The following is a 19312-nucleotide window of genomic DNA, read 5'->3' on the forward strand; positions in this document are numbered from 1 at the left end:
AGCTCCCTTCGACCTGAACCACCCGTTCACCCGAATTCTGCCGGCGCAGTTCCAGTGGAAAGGGCCTGGGCTAGACGGCTCTCTTGTTACCCCAGAGCACAACGTGCAGCTGCGGCAGCACGCGGGCCTCGAACCATCTGTCGCGGGTCACGCTGTCAACCAGCCACTCCATGCGCTTCAATATTCCGTCAAGGTCGACAGGCGCGTCATCATTTGTGGGGTGTGGCGGCGTGTGATTGCCGGGCTGCAGATAGATCGGAAGTTGCGGAAATTGCGCAGCGGCGTCTTTCGCGTAGGTGTAGTCCCTTTCGTCGAAAACAATGAGCTTGAGCACGACTTGGGGCTTGCCTTGTGCCGCCTGGAGGCACGCCTCGACAGCGGCCCAATCTGTCGTCATTCGGCTTGACGGCGGCTTTGGGCTGAGGATCAGCACGTCAAGCTGCGCAAACCAGTCCCTGGCAAGCGACCCTTGGGTTTCCAGCGCAAAACGGTAACCGTCACCATGGCCCCGGTCGATGAGCGCGCCGAGCGGCTGGATGGCCGGATTGCCGCCTGATAGCGACACCATCACCGGGCGGCCACCGGAAAGGGCAAGCACATTTTTCCACACCGCCCCAACGGACATCATCTCCCATTCATGCCGGAATTGATTGTCCACAGCATGGAGGCTGTCGCACCAGGAACAGCGATAGTCACACCCGCCGGTTCTGACGAAGATCGTCGGCAAACCTATGAGCACGCCCTCGCCCTGGATCGTCGGCCCGAAAATCTCGCTAACGCGGATTGCGGGATGAGTATTCGTCATGGCCGGTATTCCGCCCAGGTTTTCGGCGTTTCGCTCACCCGCACGGCCGCGGTTTCGCTCAGGCGTGCCTTGCACCAGTCGTAGAAATGTCTGGCCAGATATTCCGCCGTGACTTGCTCGTGTCCCAGCACGTCGTTGAGATGCCGGTGGTCGAAGCTCTCGTCGATGTAGCGTTTGAATGGCGCCAAGTCGTTGTAGTCGCGCACGAAGCCGTGATCGTCCAGTCCATCCGCTGAAAGCTCCACTTCGACGATGTAGTTATGTCCGTGCAGGCGCGCGCATTGGTGATCGGGTGGCAATGAGGTGAGCTGATGCGAGGCTGAGAAGTGGAATTCCTTGGTGATGCGGAACATTACGCGGTGGTCCTTCGCAGCGCTCCGAGCCAGAAGTCGGAGTCCTCATACTCGGTTGGGTCCGGGTGCCCAGCGATGTGAAACGCCTCACGCCGCTCGACGCAGGTCCCGCACCTCCCGCAATGACGCTCGGCGCCCTTGTAACAGGACCAGGTCTGCGCAAACGGCGTGCCGTATGTGGCTCCATCCATAACAATGTCCGCCTTCGTCAGGTTCACATAGGGTGCATAAAGGCGAATCTGCGCGTAGCCGTCGAGCGCGTGGTCCTGCATCATCTGGAAAGCGTCGATGAAGGCCGGACGGCAATCGGGATAGACAACGTGATCCCCACCATGCACGGCCGTCGCCACTGCGTCAGCGTCTTGCGCTGCGGCGAGGCCGAAGGCAATGGCCAACATGATGGCGTTCCGGTTGGGCACCACCGTTATCTTCATCGTGTCTTCCGCATAGTGCCCGTCGGGCACGTCCACATTGTCGGTCAGCGCGGAGCCGGAAAGGTCGCCGCCGATCTCGTGGATATCGATGATTCGCTGCGGGACACTCAGGCGCTCCGCGCAAAGGGTGGCGAAGCCCAATTCCTTCCTATGCCGTTGGCCGTAATCGAACGATAGCAGGCCGGTCAGCTGGTGCTCCGCTGCCACCTTGTGGGCAAGAGTAACGGAATCCAATCCGCCGGAGCAGACGACGAGAGTCTTCATCGTTGGATCCTTGTTTTAACCGGGTAGGCTGCGACCGGAGATTTCTCTGCGCTCCAGTACTTCAGGAAAACCATTTTGTGAAGTGAACGGAGACCAATTCGTGCGCTTGCGTGCGATGCGCAAAAAGCCATCGCGGTGAGCTGCAAGGACACTGACTGGCGAGACGTCACCCTTCAGCGGAATGCTCAAAGTCGAACGCTTCTCGGGGACAAAGTTCTCGACGAGCAGAGCCTGTCGGTCCCGAGCGCCGAGCGACTCCATTGCAACGGTTTCGGAGTACAAAGCTGAGATGGGCTTGCCGCAAACAGCTCACTTACCAGGGATGTTCAGCGATGCCGAAATCCAGATATCGGGGTGGATTATGAGATCAATTGTCGCGACAGCTTTGGCTGGCCTGCTCCTCGCGCTTCGTAGATGCAGCGCATTCCACGTCAGGATCATTTTGATGAGCACGCCCTCAATGGATAACCGGCGAACCCTGAATAACCGGTCGTGAGCCGACATCTGTGAACAAGCGGTGTGGTCGATTGCAATCACCCATGTCTTGCGCACAGGTACCTTATGGCAGTGGATGAACTGAACTTGATGGTTTTACAGATGGCAGTCGAAAGCGTCCGCTCGCTCTCGTTGAGCTTCGCTGAAAAAGCCGCCGAGATAGCCACCAGGAGCCGCGGCAGCCTGCTTTTCAACGTGCGGATCGACGGTGACGCGCAGGTCCAGAGGGTCGCAGCCATCCGATATCACGGCGGCCAATTCGGCGTGCTGGCGTTAGACGGACACGGCCTAGTTACCCACTATTGCATCGTTAACGGTATGTTCTCACATTACATTGCGGCCTTGGAGAGCTGGCACAGGATGCCCCTGTCGATGCAGGCCAAGATGGATGCCAACGGCAATGCCCGTCTCTTCGTAGCGGCGTTGCGGGATGCCGGACATATGCTGGGCACCTAGCATTTGGCCAGAGTGCATCTCTGAATTTGCAAGTGCATCACTGCGATGGCGCCGGCATGATCGTCATGCTCGAAACGGGCTGCGGCGGCCGCGGCAAAGGGGTCGCCGCGATGATGGTGTCAACGGCGTTGCATCGATGCGAGCGTTTAGAACAGAGGTCTCCTCCTGGCATCGAGCGTATGCAAGGAGCTACGCAAGCGCAAATGTATCAAGTATTTTGAAGGGACGACCCCTCATGCATACTTAGCTGCGATGCTCGGGCGGCATAAGCCTCGTTGCCATCTAGCCGCCTTGATGCACGGCGATAAGCTTTTGACGGCCTGAAGCGACGCTGTGGTCGCCGTTGCGGTGCTTTTCCACGCGCCTCGTCAGGCGCCGGGATTGCTCCGGCGTGATGGCAGGCGGGGGACGAAGCGGATATCGCCACCGTGGGCGCCGACCTCGACCCGCGCGATGATGCGCTCGACGCGGCTCCAACTAGCGGCGCCGTCAACGAACTTCTTGAACCTGCGGACCTTGCCTCTCTTGGCCGACGCTTCGAAGCGTGCTGTCGTGCTGGCCTCCAGATCCGCCACATGCTTGCGCAGGGTCGTGGTGGGCGCGAGGCCAAAGATGAAGTCGACGCGCAGCACCAGTCGATGACCTGGGTTGCAATAATGGCTATCCCCGCGGAGCAGGATTCGAATGTTCGGCCAGTTGATCCGGATCGCCCGCACCAGACGGCGCAGGTGGGGGCGGATCTCAGCCCCACTCGGCCGCTTGGCCGGTCGCAGGATCGCGCTGACGAACCGTCCCGCACCATCGAACACGACGATCGGCTGGAAGCCGTACTCGTATGGTGGGCATTGAACAGGCGAAGCTGTTGGCCTCCGTGCACACCGTCGAAGGTGTCGTCAATGTCGAGTACGATCCGCTTCGGCACTTGCCGGAACGAGGCGCAATAGAGATCGACCATCGCCCGTCCCATCGCGACTAGCTCCCGCACCCCGGGTAGGTTCTCCAGCCGGCACAGCGTCGATTGCGACGCCAGATCCCGACCCGACGGCAGCGCATCCTGGGCCATCTTGAAGACCGGATCGCGGCGCAGCCGGTTGGCGTCGTTGCCGTCCTCGTAGCCGGCGCCGATCATCTTCATGCGAAAGTCGATCATGTCCGCCAGGCTGTGGACGACCTGGTCCGGGCAGCGCGGATCGTCGATGCAACGCGCCAGACGCTCGGCCACCCGCAACCGCTTTTCCACCTCGGCCAAGGCCAGAACGCCGCTGTTGGACGACAGCATGCCGCCGTCGAAACGGGCGACGACGGACTAGCCGCCGACTGATGACAAACCGCTCAGCGGCAGCGCAAGATCGTTCATGGTGGGTGTGGTCTCCGGGAAATTTCGGATCGGCTTAAGCAACCAAATCCTACGTCATTTCAACGGGCTTGCGCCACATCCACCAACCCACATGAATTTGGTTAGGTTGATGCTGCGTGCCGCCGCCGTGAGGCCGCGCTCGCTAAGCAGCGCGTCGAGAACGACGAGAAGATTCAGATCGAGCCCTTTGAAACGCATGTCTTAGCTATCCATAGCGTGGATGAATTTGATTGAAACAAACGATTTTACCAATTTTCCGGAATGTCGCATGGACCTGGCAGGACCTCACGTGCGCCGATGACTGCCTCTATCGCGTGGCGAGTCCCTTGAGAAGAGCCCGAAAGAGGAAATCTGTCGCGTGCGGTGGAGATTGTACTGGGAATGAGAGGCAGCGCTCCAAATCATGTCGAACTCTCCGACGAATGGCGACCGGTACATAGTTGATCGCAACTGGTCCGGAGCTATGAAACATCTCGATTACATATGAGGTGCCGAGTGAATACGCTGACAGCACCCACCGTCGCAGCGTTTAGCTGACGTTTGACGACGGTTCCTATCCATTTACACGCAGATTCTTGATGTGCTGGCGCAAAAGCGGGAGGCCGGCGACTTTTCTTCGTCATCGGGCTGACGCCGCAGAAGCCGGAACTCGTCCGGTTGCTATGGGCATTGGGCTTGGTCGGCGCACAGGCTCTATGAGGGGCAATTTTGGCAACGCGACGCGACTCGGGTTTTGAACGACGCCGAAAACGCAAGCTGGAAAGGAACAAGATGGCAGATCAACTCGCCAACGAAATAATCGCAATGATCAAGAAGCGCGCCGCGTCGGAGGGCGGCATAGCGCCTGCCACGGGCGGCGAAATAACGGCTGCCACGGGACTGACTTCGCTCGGTATCGATTCACTGGGATTGGCGGACGTTCTCTGGGACCTGGAGCAGGCCTACGGCATCGAGATCGAGATGAATACGGCCGAGGCATGGTCGGATCTCCAGAATGTTGGGGGCATGGTGGAAGCCGTGCGCAGCTTGCTCCCTACGGGGGTGTGAATGGACAGGCGCGTCGTGATTACTGGGATTGGCGGAATTTGCGGGCTTGGAACCAACGCCGCCGCCATTTGGACAGAGATGCGAGAAGGCCGCTCCGCCATCGGCCCAATCGTCAACTCCGAGTTCCATGAGTTGAGGGTCAGGATCGGTGCCGAGATCAAGGCCCTGCCGGAGCATGACATCGACAGCAAGCAACTCATCTCCATGGACCGCTTCAGCCTGCTCGCTGTGCTTGCGGCGCGCGAAGCCATGCGTCAGGCCGGACTTTCCTCCAAAGAGGGAAATAGCTATCGCTTCGGTGCGGCGGTGGGCGTTGGCGGCTGCGGGTGGGATGCGATCGAGCAAACCTACCGCGCCATCCTTCTGGGCGGTAAGCGTGCCGCTCTCTTGACTGTACCCAAGGCGATGCCGGGTGCCGCTGCCGGCCAGGTCAGCATGAGTCTCGGCCTGCGCGGGCCGGTCTTCGGCGTCACGTCCGCCTGTTCCTCGGCAAACCATGCGATTGCCTGCGCGGTGGACCAGATCAGGCTCGGCCGGGCCGACGTGATGCTTGCCGGCGGCAGCGAAGCGCCGCTCATATGGGGTGTGCTGAAGGCATGGGAAGCGATCCGCGTGCTTTCGCCCGATACTTGCCGGCCATTCTCGGCCGATCGCCAGGGCCTGTCGCTTGGTGAAGGCGCCGGCATGGCGGTGCTGGAAAGCTACGAGCATGCCTTGGCTCGGGGCGCCACCATCCTTGCCGAAATTGCCGGTGTCGGCCTTTCCGCCGATGCGTCCGGCATCGTCGCGCCGACTGTCGAGGGGCCGGAGGCAGCAATGCGGGCCTGCCTTGCCGATGCCAGGCTGGACGCCGAGGATGTCGACTATCTCAACGCGCACGGCACCGGCACCAAGGCCAACGACCAGATCGAGACGGCGGCGATCAAGCGCGTCTTCGGTCAGCACGCCTTCTCAATGTCCATTTCTTCTACCAAGTCCATGCACGCGCATTGCCTCGGCGCGTCCGGCGCGCTCGAGTTGATCGCCTGCGTGATGGCTATCCGCGAGAGCGTCGTCCCGCCGACTGCCAATTATCGTGAGCTGGACCCCGATTGCGATCTCGACGTCACGCCCAATGTGGCACGCGAGCGCAAGGTGCGCGTGGCACTGAGCAACTCCTTCGCCTTTGGCGGCACGAACGCGGTTCTGGCGTTCAGGCAGGTGTAGAAGCCATGAAAGATGCTTCCGGCAACATTATCTCTCGCATCCAGATGCTTGCCGGGATAACCTTGTGAAGGGCGGGTCATTGACCGCCTCGGCGAATGCGGGAAGTGGCAGCGGAAGCTCGAGGATCCGGGGGTATCGTCTTTGCGAAATTCTTAACTGTTGAACCGGCTTGGACGTACCGCCGCCCCGTAAAAGGTAAGCGAGGCCATGCGGGCTCGGCTTGAGGGTCTGAAGCTGTACACGACAATGTCTGGAAGCCGCAGGGTCGGCTCTGCGCCCGTTATAGTCGCCTGAGTGCTGCCGGCCCGGCCGCGCCGCGGGCGCCGTCAATGAGCTCCTTGAACATGCGGACCTTGCCTCTCTTGGCCGACGCTTCCAGGCGTGCTGTCGTGCTGGCCTCCAGATCCGCCACATGCTTGCGCAGGGTCGTGGTGGGCGCGAGGCCAAAGATGAAGTCGACGCGCAGCACCAGTCGATGACCTGGGTTGCAATAATGGCTATCCCCGCGGAGCAGGATTCGAATGTTCGGCCAGTTGATCCGGATCGCCCGCACCAGACGGCGCAGGTGGGGGCGGATCTCAGCCCCACTCGGCCGCTTGGCCGGTCGCAGGATCGCGCTGACGAACCGTCCCGCACCATCGAACACGACGATCGGCTGGAAGCCGTACTCGTATGGTGGGCATTGAACAGGCGAAGCTGTTGGCCTCCGTGCACAGCGTCGAAGGTGTCGTCAATGTCGAGTACGATCCGCTTCGGCACTTGCCGGAACGAGGCGCAATAGAGATCGACCATCGCCCGTCCCATCGCGACCAGCTCCCGCACCTCGGGTAGGTTCTCCAGCCGGCACAGCGTCGATTGCGACGCCAGATCCCGACCCGACGGCAGCGCATCCTGGGCCATCTTGAAGACCGGATCGCGGCGCAGCCGGTTGGCGTCGTTGCCGTCCTCGTAGCCGGCGCCGATCATCTTCATGCGAAAGTCGATCATGTCCGCCAGGCTGTGGACGACCTGGTCCGGGCAGCGCGGATCGTCGATGCAACGCGCCAGACGCTCGGCCACCCGCAACCGCTTTTCCACCTCGGCCAAGGCCAGAACGCCGCTGTTGGACGACAGCATGCCGCCGTCGAAACGGGCGACGACGGACTAGCCGCCGACTGATGACAAACCGCTCAGCGGCAGCGCAAGATCGTTCATGGCGGGTGTGGTCTCCGGGAAATTTCGGATCGGCTTAAGCAACCAAATCCTACGTCATTTCAACGGGCTTGCGCCACATCCACCAACCCACATGAATTTTTCAGGCTGGCAGAGAGGGTGCTTGCGGTGCACTCACTGACACGAGATCGCAAATGGAGGCGCGTGACCACCAGAACTGGCGACACCCAAGGTGGTCCGCTGGACCCGCAGGAGGAACCACAAGGTGTCAGCGGGCAGAGCGCAAGCGAGTCCCTACTTCGATCTTTCTAGAAGCGCGCCGGCAGCCTGGGCGGGGGGCTTGGGGGTCAGACTGCCGGCGCACGCCACTCACGAAGAGCGGCCCCTTTTCCTGGTTCGAACGCCCATAGTCAACCCGGAAACGTCAGGATGCCCGCCATGTTACTTTCAGAGCGGCGCGACTTCGCCATGGTGGACGATTCAGCCTAGGAGTAGCCACTCTCGTAGGCCGAGTTGATGCTCAAGCCAGCATCGCCTTGCCGAACTAGGAAGAGTTCGCCGTTAGTCCTTCGTCGCGAGCCGATGCCGTCGTGCACGTTTCGTAGCACTCCGGGCGGCTATATCGCTTTGTTGTTCGGCGAGCTGCGCCAGAAGGCATCGCATCAATCGAATCAAGCGTCGACATCAGCCGCAAGCTTCACATCACAACAGCTAGTCCACCCATTGCAGATCATCCGACTGTTCAGGCGGCGTCCGAAATGTCCAACTCCGACTCAAGAATTCCCACAGGTATGGAAAGCGATTTCGCTATCCGATCCCGATAGCCCTTGCTGTACCTCAGACCTCGCTCGATGTTTTGGATTTCCTCAGCGGCCAGCCCGCACGCGACGGCCAGGTCGTCGATCGAATATCCAAGGTGCTCGCGATAAGCGCGGACGATGTGGGTTCCCTGGGACATAGCCGTCAAGACTGGTTCGGGAATGCGCGAATCCTTCATAAACATCTCCAAGAACTGGGAGCTCCCTCAGAGATTCCTCCCGAGGCGCACACCTAGCAAATAAAAAAAATGGTCGTCCATTCGGCCGAACCGGCCTCATGCATGGGATGGGCCGCTGAATTGGCCGGGCCGGAATATGGCGGCTCACCTGCTTCTGATCAAGTATCAAGACTGCCCGTGCTGAGAGCCTGGTCGGCGTAGCGCATGCGACCTGCGATCCTTCGTGGACCATTCTCGCCGATGGCTTTCTTGAACAGCAACTCGAACTTTCGGCACGGACACTGCTTCCTTCGGCAATCTCCACCGGCGAGGCAGCGAAGGACCCGCTCGTAACCGCTACCGAGTTTCACAATTGCAGCAAACAATGGTCATCTGGTTTCATCCGGGCTTCGGATCCAGACAAGGGGTACCGCTTTCCTGGAGGCGCATCGCCACCTGTACAGGTTCACAATCATTCGACCGTGACCGATTTTGCGAGATTGCGCGGCTGGTCTACATCCGTCCCCATGAAGAGCGCCGTGTGGTAGGCTAGAAGCTGTATCGGGAGCGAGAAGATCATTGGCGCGATAATCTCGTCGACAACCGGCAGCACGAGCGTGTGCATGGTTTCGAGTTTCGATACGGCTGCCCCTTTTTCATCGGTGATGAGGATAATCCGCCCTCCACGGGCAGCCACTTCCTGCATGTTGGAAACGGTCTTGTCGAAAAGACGGTCATGGGGCGCGATGACGATCACTGGCATGTTCTCGTCTATCAAGGCGATCGGCCCGTGCTTCAATTCACCCGCTGCATAGCCCTCGGCATGGATGTAGGAAATCTCCTTGAGCTTCAGCGCACCTTCCATCGCTAGCGGGAAGCTGGTGCCACGGCCGAGATACAGGACGTCACGACACTTTGACAGTTCGCGCGACAAGAACTCGATTTCCGGCTGGATGCACTCGAGTACGTGGCCCATCACGCGCGGCAATTCGGCGAGGCTCCTGACGAGCGCCTGCAGCTCGTCTTCGGGGACGGTCCCGCGGGCTCTGGCCGCGCCGATGGCGAGTGCTGCTAGAACGGCAAGCTGGCAGGTAAAAGCCTTGGTAGAGGCGACGCCGATCTCCGGTCCGGCAAGGATCGGGAAAACCGTATCGGCCTCCCGAGCGATGGTCGATTCGCAGGCATTGACGATAGCGCCAATTTTCAGCCCACGCTCCTTGCAGTACCTCAATGACGCAAGCGTATCGGCGGTTTCGCCGGACTGCGAGATGAAAAGAGCCGCCGACTGCGGCGGCAACGGGATCTCGCGGTAACGGAATTCGGACGCAACGTCGATTTCAACCGTCAGGCGCGCATAGCGCTCGAACCAGTATTTTCCGATCAGTCCGGCGAAATAGGCGGTCCCGCAGGCAGAGATCGCCAAGCTCGGGACCTTGGCGAAATCAATGCCAGGAACCATGTCGCGACTGTCTATGATGTTAATGTAATGACGGAGAGCATGGGCGATGACCTCGGGCTGCTCGTAAATCTCCTTCTCCATGAAGTGGCGATGGTTGCCCTTGTTGGCCAGATCGGCCGCGGCCGTGGAGATATGGCGCGGACGCTCGACGGGACGGCCGTCGACATCGAAGATATGGGCGCCCGAATTGCCGACAACGGCCCAGTCGCCGTCGATGAGATAGGTAATTTCATTGGTGAAGGGAGCAAGGGCGATCGCGTCGGAGCCCAGGAACATCTCGCCGTCGCCGTGACCGATCGCGAGCGGTGGTCCGTTGCGCGCCGCCGTGATGGTCGACGGTTCATCTTCGAAGAGGATGGCAAGCGCATAAGCGCCCTTGACGCGTTTCAGCATGGCACGCGTGGCCTCTTGCGGCCTCATGCCCTCTCGGCGGTATCTTGCCAAGAGATGCCCAACGACCTCGGTGTCGGTGTCGGTCTGGAACTCGGCGCCATCCGCCGCCAATTCGTCCTTCAGCTCGGTGAAATTCTCGATGATGCCGTTATGGACTACGGCGACACCGTCGCTAAAGTGCGGGTGCGCATTGCGTTCGGTCGAGGCCCCGTGGGTTGCCCAACGCGTGTGGCCGATGCCGACGTTGCCGCTCAGCGGCTCTTCCTTCAGTCGCGTCTGGAGATTGACGAGCTTGCCCTCGGCGCGCCGGCGGTGCAAGGCACCCTCGATGATCGTCGCAACGCCGGCGGAATCATAGCCGCGATATTCCAAACCCTTCAACGCGCCGATCAACCGATCCGACACCGGCTGTTGCCCAACGATGCCAACAATCCCGCACATGTTCGTCTCCGCATCTTTGCGGGCAGCACCAGCCCACGCGAGACGGATACCCGTCCGGCCGCTTTAAGTGGCGGCCTTGTAGTAGAATTCCATAATATTGGTAAAATTGATTGTTGTGATAACTACCATCCACCCGATGGATAGGTCGGCCGCTGTGGAGCCACGACCCAAACTTCTATTCGCGCCTGACGCTCTTATGAGGATCGCAAACTCACACCCGCGGCAGGATCACGGCCTCGGAAAGGCCAGGAGGCCTTAGACGGTGGACGGACGACGGGCCTGCGACCCCTTGTCAGGCAGTCGGCATCTAGGAGCATGGTGCCGCCGACTTGGGCATCGGCGATGGTCTGTCTTGGCGACAGCCTGAGTTCGCTTCAGGACCGTCGTCGTCTCGCGCGGCTGCCGGTGTCAGTTGACGATAACAAATGTCCGCCGGGGGCGAGCGCCTCGCGCACGGCACGTGCCAGCCGCGGTCGGTCCGGGACGCCGTCGAGGCGTTGGCCGTGAAGACTCGACGGGGCGTGACACCAGAGTAGCGAGTTCGTAGCGCGTAGCCGGCGACGAATTCGCAATTGGTCGCGCCGGCGCCGGTCAGCCGGCGCTGCGCGGCCTCCAGTTGGTCGGCGTAGTGCGACGACATGGCGGGCGATCGTGGCGATCGGCACAGCCGCCCCGCAACAGAGGTCGACCACCTCCATGCCCGGCTTCAGCCCGGTTGTCGCAAGCGCCATCTTCGCTGCGGTCGCGCTTGTCATGCTGCTCTTTCCTGGCCTTTGCAAGAACACGAACCTCGGCTTCGGTCGGAATGGCAATGTGGCGAAGGGCGACCCGATCTGCGTCAAGCTCATCGCCAAGGAAGAGGCGAATGATGGGCAGCCCCACTACCGCCTGATCACCACCGGCGGCCGCCGATGTTCCCAGCATTCGCGTTCCAAGGTCGGTATGTCGTGCTCCTCGCTGGCATAGCCGAGGCAGAAATAGCCGATCAGCGTCCATTCGGGCGGCGTGTCGAGAATTTCGGCCATCTCGGTCGCATCGAGGATCGACACCCAGCCCATGCCGATGCCCTCCGCCCGCGCCGCCACCCACAGTGTGTGCACTGCCATGACGGCCGAATAGTCGATGGTCGCCGCCATGGTCATGCGACCGAGCCCATGGCCTTGCCGGGTCGTGCGGTCGGCGAAGACCGCGAACTGACAGGGCGCCTCGTCGAGCCCGGCAAGCTTCAGCCGGGCATAGAGTGCGGCGCGCTCTCCCGAAAAGCGCGTGAGCGCCTCGGCATTGCAGCGCTCGAAGCAGTCTCTCACGGCAGTGCGCCGCTTGAGGCTGTCGACGACTACGAAGCGCCAGGGCTGGCTGAGGCCAACGGAGGGCGCAGTGCTGGCGAGCTCGAGCAGGCGTTCCAGCGTACCCTCCGGCAGAGCCGTCGGCTCGAAGCGCCGCACATCCCTGCGCCAGCGCAGCAGCGTGATCAGCCCGGAGCGAAAATCGTCGGTGAAATCTGGAGGTGACGGCATGGCGGTCTCGTTAGGTATGTATTGGACACTAGGGAGTACAGTGTGGACAGCCTACTGCCCATTGCCAAGCTGGCTTGTTGCGTCCGACAATCGCGTCATGCGGCCCCAACCGCAAACGATAGAAAAATGTTTCCTGGTGGGCGGCGCTATTACGATGCAATCGACCAAGCCCGTTTCGATCAGCTCGCACGGCGGTGAATCGCGTACCAGGCCGTTGATAGATGCGCCATTGACACTCAGGCGCACCCGTATCGCTCACCAGGCCTCGGAATGCGGAGAACGTCGGCCTGGAACGCGGAGACTGCGACAGGCGTCTCAGCTTGCATATACTCGTCCTGCCGCACCGCCTGCAACTCAGTTTGCTTCCGACCACGTCGGCCTCGACGTCCCCGAAGATTCCCCAGGTCATTCGGCCGATACCATCGTCTGACATCATAGCGCCGCAGCGGACAGCACCAGCTGCCCAGTTTCATTTGGGGCATCGCTGAGCTTCCAGTCGCCACCGCAATTTCGTCTTCCACCAGCGTCAGGCCTGACCCAAATTGCAGCTCATCCCTCTCACAGTCAATTCGCGCTTGAATTATCTGTTCTACTTTCGTTCACTGTTCGGACGACACATTAGAAAGAGCTGGAATGGAATCTATCATCAGCCCCTCGATAGCCGCCAAAGGTGGCCGCTGTTCAAGCCCGCCGAAAAGATTGGATGCCGTTCACAAGGAGAGAGCATCAGTGGGACCATGCCGGCACCATGGATGGGCTGGTGCCGTCATGAAGTTGGAGGGCGACTTGCCTCCTCTAGCCGTTTTCGCAACCTATTCCGTCGCCGTCTCGGTCAAGATCATAGATATCGGTGCCTACGACAGAGACCGGCCCGTGTACGTATGCGGGACCATTGCCCTTTCCGGAGGAACAGTCGACATCGCTGGCGATTGGAACACAGGCGCCTGTGTAGTTAGGGTCGCAGGATTCTTGGCCATGAGCGCTGCTGATGAAGGACGCCAGACCCAGAGCGACCGCGCCTAGACGATGAAACCGCATCAAACACCCGCCAGCTAACACCCAAGAAATCTTAGCGGGCGTTTTAGCTCCATGCAATATTAGCGCTGGCTTGGGCGCCTATATATCACCACCAAGCTCCAAAGAGATAAGTTATTGCCCCACTGCAATGATCAAGATCGCGTTGAGGGCGCACGATGGCGGGCTACTTGATTTCGGTTTGGCAGATGCGTGGCCAAAGACCGACGCGTGCTGCCAGGCATATGCATCTTCGGCGGGGTTTGACTTTTGATATTGCTAGGCAGGAAGGTCGCTAGCCGTACAGACCAGCTTATTACCGAGGTCGAGAATCCTAGTACCGATCGCTGGTAGTGCATCCACAGCAGTCTGATTTGACAGCCGTCGTCGAGCCGGAGTTCGCATCGCCCTCTGCGGTGAGGCCTCCGTAAGCGTCTGCGACGACCGACAGAGTCGACAAGCACGCGCTTCGTTCAGCGCCCCGAGGTGATCATGGCTGAAAGCGGCCCTACAAGGGCGGCCGATAGTAGCCTTCAAGGCCTACAAGAGGCAAACGCTGTGGAATCGTGTGCAGGGCGAGGTCGGCGGCCCGGTCCCGAAGGAGCATAAGAAGAACAAGGCCGAATGGCTGAAGCCGGGACTGGTCCGCCGGTCACGAGGTCGGAGGGCGAAGAGAAGCTGCGCCTCGCGAGGCTACGGATTTCTGGGAGGATAACCAAAGAGCGCGGCCAGTCTTAGGTATATTGTACGATTGTTACCCAAGCGGCGGCCGCATGGACTCTCATCATCTTGGAACTACATTGCCAGAATGGCACAGCTCTTTGAATCCGCCCCAATGAGCGCTTCATTTCAGATGATCGTGGACCACTATGAGACAGCGGTTTCACTCCAGGAGCGCATTGTAACTCGCGCTCGACAAGTCGGCTTGGCGACCAAAAGCGATGACGAATTTCTGGAGCATCTGAATGCCGCGTTAGAGCGGGTGCGCCAAAGCTTGGCTCGGGCCGATTAACGTAATTGATTAAAAAATGGGACAACCGCGGTCGGCAGGCATACAGTGTGCCATCGACGGCAACTCTAAGGGCGTCCGTCGGCTGTGAGCGATCAACATGCTTCCGCCCCAATAGGGAGAGGGAGCTATGACAGACTCCAGTTCACGAACTCACACTGCCGCGCAATGCGACACCCGCCAAAATTCCATCTATCGCAATTCGCTGCTGCTTCGAATGTGCTCGGCAGATTTGGCCTTGCTGCAACCTCATTTGGAAAGCGTCTCCCTTGGACTGAAGACGCATCTCGAAGTGGCGGGGTCTCCAATCAGAACCGTGTACTTCTTCGAGAGCGGTCTCGGGTCAGTGGTGGGCGAACTGCGGCCTGGTATTGAAGCTGAGATCGGAATCATAGGTTGTGAGGGTATGACCGGCTCAGCGCTTATCATGGGCGATGACCGGTCAACGCACGATTGTTACGTCCAATTAGAGGCCCGAGCCTTTGTTATCGATGCGGGCCTCTTCACCAAGGCGCTTTTGACAAGCCCAACCCTGCGAAGTTTTCTGCTCCGCTACGTTCACTACTTTCACCTCCAGGCAAGCTTCACCGCGCTCAGCAATGCCCGGATGAACATAGTCGACAGGCTCTCAAGATGGCTGGTGATGTGTGATGATCGCGTCGACGGGAACAGCTTTGCGATTACGCACGAGTTCTTATCAGTTATGCTCGGTGTCAGGCGGCCCGGCGTCACCATAGCGCTGCAAACCTTGGAGGGCCAAGGTCTGATACGCTCAATGCGAGGAGAGGTAGTCATTCTTGATCGCGCGCGTCTAATTGCGCTGGCAGATGGGTCATATGGCAGGGCTGAAGCCGAATACGCTCGGCTAGTCGGCAAACTGCATTGATCGCAGGCGCCGCGGCGTCCGTAGCGCCGCGACGGTGATCGCCAACGAATGTGCTCGAACAGGAGATGGTCGATCTCCTGCATTGGAGTCACGTAAGCCGCCTAGACAGAGCCTTCACCGCCGACGTTGCCGAGCATCGGGATCCACGACGAAGCTGTCATGCCGGCACCGCTGCATGCGCCGCGCGAGGAACAAACCGCCCCTCGCCTTCGTTCAGGATCCCGAAGCACGATACGGCTGTGCACCACCTTCCGGCCACTCAAAGGAGACCCGAGACGACTCGGTCCGTAAAGGAGGTTTTCGAAGAGCATCTGAGGCTTCGCGCGGCAGGCGATATCGAGGAGGATCTCTTGGGCGCACTGCCATCTAACCTCGATTAAACAGGCACTGATGCGCTGGCTGGAGCAATGGCGAGACTCATTGCACCAGCCAAGTTCAGGGCATATGCAGACAACCGCTTTTGGCCCGGAACAGATCGATTGGCGGCATAGCCTTATCTTCCCTCACAACGGGAAGGCTGTTTCGGGACTTTTCGAAATCAGCGGATCACAGGCTCGCCATGGAAGCGGCGGCGCGATGGAGGAGAAACGCCGAAGCCAACTTCCATCATCAGCCGTGGCCTGTGCGACGGCACGGTGCCCATATGGAACCCGAACGGATCCTCGACGAAACCGAAACCGGCCTTGCCGGTCAGCGTGACCGGACTCTGCTTGCCGTAGACGTCCAGAATCTCTTGCGCTGGATGGCCGACGACAAGCGTAAATTGGTGCTTGAGGGCGCGGCGATCATGGCTGCCGCGAACATAGATATGCGGGCCGGTCCCCTCGTCGACGGGCACCAGATAGAAAAAGAACTTCAGCATCCGCCAGTCGTCCAGGTCGAAGTGGTATTTGCCGAGCGAAGCCAGGTTCTTGTCCGCGTCCGACGCCTGGCCGGTCGGGAAGCTCCACCAGACGCGCGTCGTGATCAGCGTCGCCTGGCCGCCGAGATAGTGCGCCGCGATATCCATGAGCAGCGGATCGTTTTGGATGGCAACGGCCGACTTACAGCCCAGAATGCGCTCGAAATAATGGCCGCTGAGCAACGGACGGCCAAATCGCGCCTCAGCCTCCGCATGCTCCGCCGGCATGAACTCGAGTCGGCGATCGAAATTGCCGAAACAAGGTGTGCACCTGGCGAATGCGGCTACATCTTCAGCCACCATTGCAGGCAGGACAAGGCCGGGAAAAAGCCCATCCATCCGCAGCGCGTCGACAACGTCGTGGCAATTGACACCGGCAAACATCGTGTCCTGGGCTCTTTGCGGCCTTCGGACCGGCTTTGCACCGCGCCAGTGCATTCTCCGTGCCGGCATGGTGCGCGCCAACATGAACATGGGCAGCCACGCCGGGTTCTCGCGAATATCCGACAGGTAGGTCGGAATGCGTACGGCTATGCGACGCAGCATGCTGCCGTTTCGCGCGATTGTCTCAAGGCTTGCAGCGCCGGCTTTGTCGGAGTTCATAACGGTCATCGGGGTCCTCAGGTCATGAATGCACTTATCGACGAAGTTGGGTCCCGGTGTTTCGCCGAAACCCGATTCGCCGCGGAAGAACTAGGCGCTTGCCACGTTTTGTGCAACGCACCATTGCAGTGAGAAAATGGAGGTTGCGCGTTCGTATAAGACAATCGCAACCACTCCAATTACCTCAGGAACTGTCTGTAGCCGCCGCCCATCAGGTAGCGGCCGCGTTGGATGGCGCGACGTACCTGATCGCGAAGATGGCCGCCTGGATGACGCCAATCTTCTTCGACACGGCGTCTCCCGAACAAGGCAATGGCGACCTCCTGATGAGATGCTCCCGCCAGCGAGCCATCCAAAGCCTGCAGTACAATACGCAGACGCGCTCCGCGGTGTTCCGGCGGAAAGCAAGCAGCTGACACGCGGCGGCAATCATTGATGTCGTTCAGGAACTGAAGGGCAGCGACATGGAACTTGAGGTGCTGCGGCTGAAGGATCGCGTCGACATATAGCCGCAACGGGCGGAGTACGGACGCACCGGAAACGGCGATCTGCAGACTCCGGCAGTTCTCCCTCAGCAGCACGTGCTGCATGCCCGCAGCTGTCAGCAGGATGTCCTTGCAGCATGAGAGCGAAGAAAGGTGAAGCGGTTCAAAATCGTGGTCGAGCCCCAGCGGCTCCGCGGCCGCTCGTAGAATACAGGCGCAATCGCGCGGATCCCAAAAGACCCTCGCCGATGTAGCGTCCGACTGTGGCGCGTCCGCGAAAAAGGAGGCTCCATTGTCTTAGGAAAGCTGATTCTGTCGTCAACTCGATTATCTTCATGTCGGCCTGGGTTCCGACAAAGCAGGCGGACGGTGCCATTTTGGCGTGGTCGCGCTGGAATTGTGGATTGCGCCGAAGAAACTCCCAGGCCCAGCCAGTGCGTGGCAATCGTCTGGCGTAGTGGTAAGCGTCCTGGCGACGCCAGTCCGGCCAGCATACAAGGCCGACCGTCGCTTCCTTGGACAAACCAGCATCCTTCATGGCACAGGTGTCCACAATGGCGCTATGCTGACGGGCCTAGAACCGGTTGCCACAGTACCGGTCCGCTCAGACGTCCCCTGCTGCGGATGCGCAAAAGGCTCGCGTGGGAAATCTCGAGAAACCCAGCCACCGCCTCCGTTTTGCCGACGCACTTGGGTTCTCCGATGCGCGACAATGGCCACGTAGCAAGGCGGAGGATCCGCTCCATGCGCGTGTCCGTCACCGTTACGATCCGGGTCAGATCCTTGGCCAAGCCGAACTCGATCATGCCCGCGAAGAGCTCGTAGGTCGCCTGAGCCAGCCCGCCCGCTGCCTTGGGCGCCGACGGAGGAAGATCGAGCGCGAAACGACTGCTCTCCCATATGTCGGTGGTCGAGGGCACGACGTCAGCACCCAGCAGCACCGGGAAGGTGTCGCGCAACATTGTGGGTCCGGTGCTGGGCAAAAGACGCACGCAACCGCGAATTCGCCAGTCGGATCCTTTGAGGAGCAGATAGACAGGCTTGAGAGCATCAAACGGATCGGATTCCATCTGGTCTTCGGTATCAACTTCCCAATCGAGCCTTTCCTTGAACACCCGAAACCTGAGCCCGTGCATCTCTTTGAGCTCGCCTGCAAAATCACTGTAAAAGTCTGGTGCTATCAGTTGCATCATGGTCGCCTCCATGTGGGATGTGTTCCCGCCATCGAAGGGCAAAGCTGACAGCGATGCAGCCTGTAGAGGTTTACAGGTATCGTGGCTGAGAATCAGGATCTCGTCAGGCCGGAGGCAGCCATTCGTGCAACGGCTTGGTTGATCGTTCGAACGCCAAACTTTGCCTTGGCGTTTTCCAGATGAAAGGTCACGGTGCGCTTTGAGACGCCGAGAAGCTGGCTAGTATCCCAAGCCGACTTGCCGCGCGCCGCCCATTTCAGACACTCGAACTCCCGCGGGGTGAGCGTTACACCATCCACCACGCGATGATCGGCGAGCCTTCGCCGGACATGGATATGAAAGTTGATGGCCACCAGCTGCAATGCTTTTTCGTAACGTGCCAGTGACCGCAACAGAGGCGGACGGGACTCGTCGGAAGCAAAGGTCAGGGCAGCAAACCGGCCGAGATGATCATGCATGGACATCGTCAGGCCGCCGCAGATGCCAAACTCAGCCGCACTCTCTAGAATTTGTTGCTGCGAATTCGGCAGACCGTGCCGAGCGCGATCCACACCCCAATCGAATGTATCCCAGCCTTGCAGCCCGCGCAGGATGACCGGATCGAGACTGTGGTACCGCTGTTGCAGATAACGTGACGTCCAGGATGAAGGATAGTTTGAAATCAATTGGGGGGCGTCGCCGGAGGCTGACGGGTAGGTGAAATAGGCGAATAGCGGGAAGTCGAAGCCGGCTGCAGCGGAGGCCATTGCCTCACAGAGATCGGCAGCATCAACACTTGCAGACAGTTGCTCGACGAAGTTCTCAAACACGCGATGCATGTGTCCTGTGCGTAACCTCCGTAACGCTCAATGCCAGGCAGAGACCTT

Annotated in this window: 16 protein-coding genes and 4 pseudogenes; 5 read left to right on the top strand and 15 right to left on the bottom strand. The window is 60.0% G+C overall.

Annotated features, from left to right (window positions below; genetic code table 11):
• Positions 1 to 70 precede the first annotated feature (70 nt).
• Genes queE through queC form a run of 3 tightly spaced genes read right to left on the bottom strand, consistent with a single transcriptional unit; the run spans position 71 to position 1856 of the window.
• Complete coding sequence (queE, locus tag NKH54_RS20220) at positions 71 to 805, bottom strand: 7-carboxy-7-deazaguanine synthase QueE (RefSeq protein WP_023708064.1); 735 nt, start codon at positions 803 to 805, stop codon at positions 71 to 73.
• Positions 802 to 1158 carry a 6-carboxytetrahydropterin synthase QueD gene (queD, locus tag NKH54_RS20225; protein WP_353028782.1) on the bottom strand — a complete coding sequence of 119 codons (357 nt, stop codon included), beginning with the start codon at positions 1156 to 1158 and terminating at the stop codon, positions 802 to 804. The genes queE and queD overlap by 4 nt, the downstream gene beginning before the upstream one ends.
• Positions 1158 to 1856, bottom strand: a complete 699-nt coding sequence (gene queC / locus NKH54_RS20230) for a 7-cyano-7-deazaguanine synthase QueC (RefSeq protein WP_023708066.1) — start codon at positions 1854 to 1856, stop codon at positions 1158 to 1160. The genes queD and queC overlap by 1 nt, the downstream gene beginning before the upstream one ends.
• 561 nt (positions 1857 to 2417) lie before the next feature.
• On the opposite strand from queC, the gene NKH54_RS20235 reads away from it, so the two are divergent.
• Both NKH54_RS20235 and NKH54_RS20240 read left to right on the top strand, forming a co-directional pair.
• Positions 2418 to 2807 carry a hypothetical protein gene (locus NKH54_RS20235; protein WP_023673549.1) on the top strand — a complete coding sequence of 130 codons (390 nt, stop codon included), beginning with the start codon at positions 2418 to 2420 and terminating at the stop codon, positions 2805 to 2807.
• A 56-nt stretch (positions 2808 to 2863) separates the two neighbouring features.
• Complete coding sequence (locus tag NKH54_RS20240) at positions 2864 to 3028, top strand: hypothetical protein (protein ID WP_023708068.1); 165 nt, start codon at positions 2864 to 2866, stop codon at positions 3026 to 3028.
• 186 nt (positions 3029 to 3214) lie between these two features.
• Here NKH54_RS20240 and NKH54_RS20245 read toward each other — a convergent pair.
• Positions 3215 to 4164: pseudogene (locus tag NKH54_RS20245) on the bottom strand (IS1380 family transposase); the annotation flags it as partial.
• Positions 4165 to 4260: 96 nt separating this feature from the next.
• Positions 4261 to 4362: pseudogene (locus NKH54_RS20250) on the bottom strand (LysR family transcriptional regulator); the annotation flags it as partial.
• Positions 4363 to 4935: 573 nt separating this feature from the next.
• Between NKH54_RS20250 and NKH54_RS20255 the strand changes: the two are divergent.
• Together NKH54_RS20255 and NKH54_RS20260 are read left to right on the top strand one after the other, a co-directional pair.
• Entirely contained in the window at positions 4936 to 5211 is a 276-nt protein-coding gene (locus NKH54_RS20255) for an acyl carrier protein (protein ID WP_023673543.1), read from the top strand.
• A complete protein-coding gene (locus NKH54_RS20260) occupies positions 5212 to 6417 on the top strand; it encodes a beta-ketoacyl-[acyl-carrier-protein] synthase family protein (RefSeq protein WP_031196279.1) in 1206 nt (401 codons plus the stop codon). It begins immediately after the preceding gene.
• Here the strand turns inward: NKH54_RS20260 and NKH54_RS32525 are convergent.
• From NKH54_RS32525 to bluB, 5 genes and pseudogenes are all read right to left on the bottom strand, one after another.
• Positions 6404 to 6568, bottom strand: a pseudogene (locus NKH54_RS32525) (LysR family transcriptional regulator); the annotation flags it as partial. The gene NKH54_RS20260 and the pseudogene NKH54_RS32525 overlap by 14 nt on opposite strands.
• Positions 6569 to 6736: 168 nt before the next feature.
• Positions 6737 to 7611: pseudogene (locus NKH54_RS20265) on the bottom strand (IS1380 family transposase); the annotation flags it as partial.
• A 700-nt stretch (positions 7612 to 8311) separates the two neighbouring features.
• On the bottom strand, positions 8312 to 8566 hold the full coding sequence (locus NKH54_RS20270) for a helix-turn-helix domain-containing protein (protein WP_031197535.1): 255 nt from the start codon (positions 8564 to 8566) through the stop codon (positions 8312 to 8314).
• A 451-nt stretch (positions 8567 to 9017) separates the two neighbouring features.
• Positions 9018 to 10838 carry a glutamine--fructose-6-phosphate transaminase (isomerizing) gene (gene glmS, locus NKH54_RS20275; RefSeq protein WP_352498951.1) on the bottom strand — a complete coding sequence of 607 codons (1821 nt, stop codon included), beginning with the start codon at positions 10836 to 10838 and terminating at the stop codon, positions 9018 to 9020.
• An 881-nt stretch (positions 10839 to 11719) separates the two neighbouring features.
• Positions 11720 to 12355 (bottom strand): 5,6-dimethylbenzimidazole synthase, encoded by a 636-nt coding sequence (gene bluB, locus NKH54_RS20280; RefSeq protein ID WP_023690605.1) that lies wholly within the window; start codon positions 12353 to 12355, stop codon positions 11720 to 11722.
• A 2153-nt stretch (positions 12356 to 14508) separates the two neighbouring features.
• Between bluB and NKH54_RS20285 the strand changes: the two genes are divergently transcribed.
• Positions 14509 to 15264, top strand: coding sequence for a Crp/Fnr family transcriptional regulator (locus tag NKH54_RS20285; RefSeq protein ID WP_023706251.1), 756 nt, complete (start codon positions 14509 to 14511; stop codon positions 15262 to 15264).
• Positions 15265 to 15802: 538 nt separating this feature from the next.
• Here the strand turns inward: NKH54_RS20285 and NKH54_RS20290 are convergent.
• From NKH54_RS20290 to NKH54_RS20310, 5 genes are all read right to left on the bottom strand, one after another.
• Positions 15803 to 16777, bottom strand: a complete 975-nt coding sequence (locus NKH54_RS20290) for a hypothetical protein (protein WP_023708080.1) — start codon at positions 16775 to 16777, stop codon at positions 15803 to 15805.
• Between the two features lie 170 nt (positions 16778 to 16947).
• Positions 16948 to 17358: a DUF2285 domain-containing protein gene (locus NKH54_RS20295; RefSeq protein WP_023673629.1), complete on the bottom strand. Its 411-nt coding sequence runs from the start codon at positions 17356 to 17358 to the stop codon at positions 16948 to 16950.
• 58 nt (positions 17359 to 17416) lie between these two features.
• The gene (locus NKH54_RS20300) at positions 17417 to 17791 is read right to left on the bottom strand and encodes a transcriptional regulator domain-containing protein (protein ID WP_352498917.1); all 375 of its coding nucleotides are present in this window, start codon (positions 17789 to 17791) and stop codon (positions 17417 to 17419) included.
• A 22-nt stretch (positions 17792 to 17813) separates the two neighbouring features.
• The gene (locus NKH54_RS20305; RefSeq protein WP_023707030.1) at positions 17814 to 18446 is read right to left on the bottom strand and encodes an acyl-homoserine-lactone synthase; all 633 of its coding nucleotides are present in this window, start codon (positions 18444 to 18446) and stop codon (positions 17814 to 17816) included.
• A gap of 92 nt (positions 18447 to 18538) precedes the next feature.
• A complete protein-coding gene (locus NKH54_RS20310; protein WP_023673631.1) occupies positions 18539 to 19264 on the bottom strand; it encodes a LuxR family transcriptional regulator in 726 nt (241 codons plus the stop codon).
• Between the last annotated feature and the right edge of the window lie 48 nt (positions 19265 to 19312).

This window comes from Mesorhizobium sp. M1004, from assembly GCF_040318795.1.
Classification (GTDB): Bacteria; Pseudomonadota; Alphaproteobacteria; order Rhizobiales; family Rhizobiaceae; genus Mesorhizobium.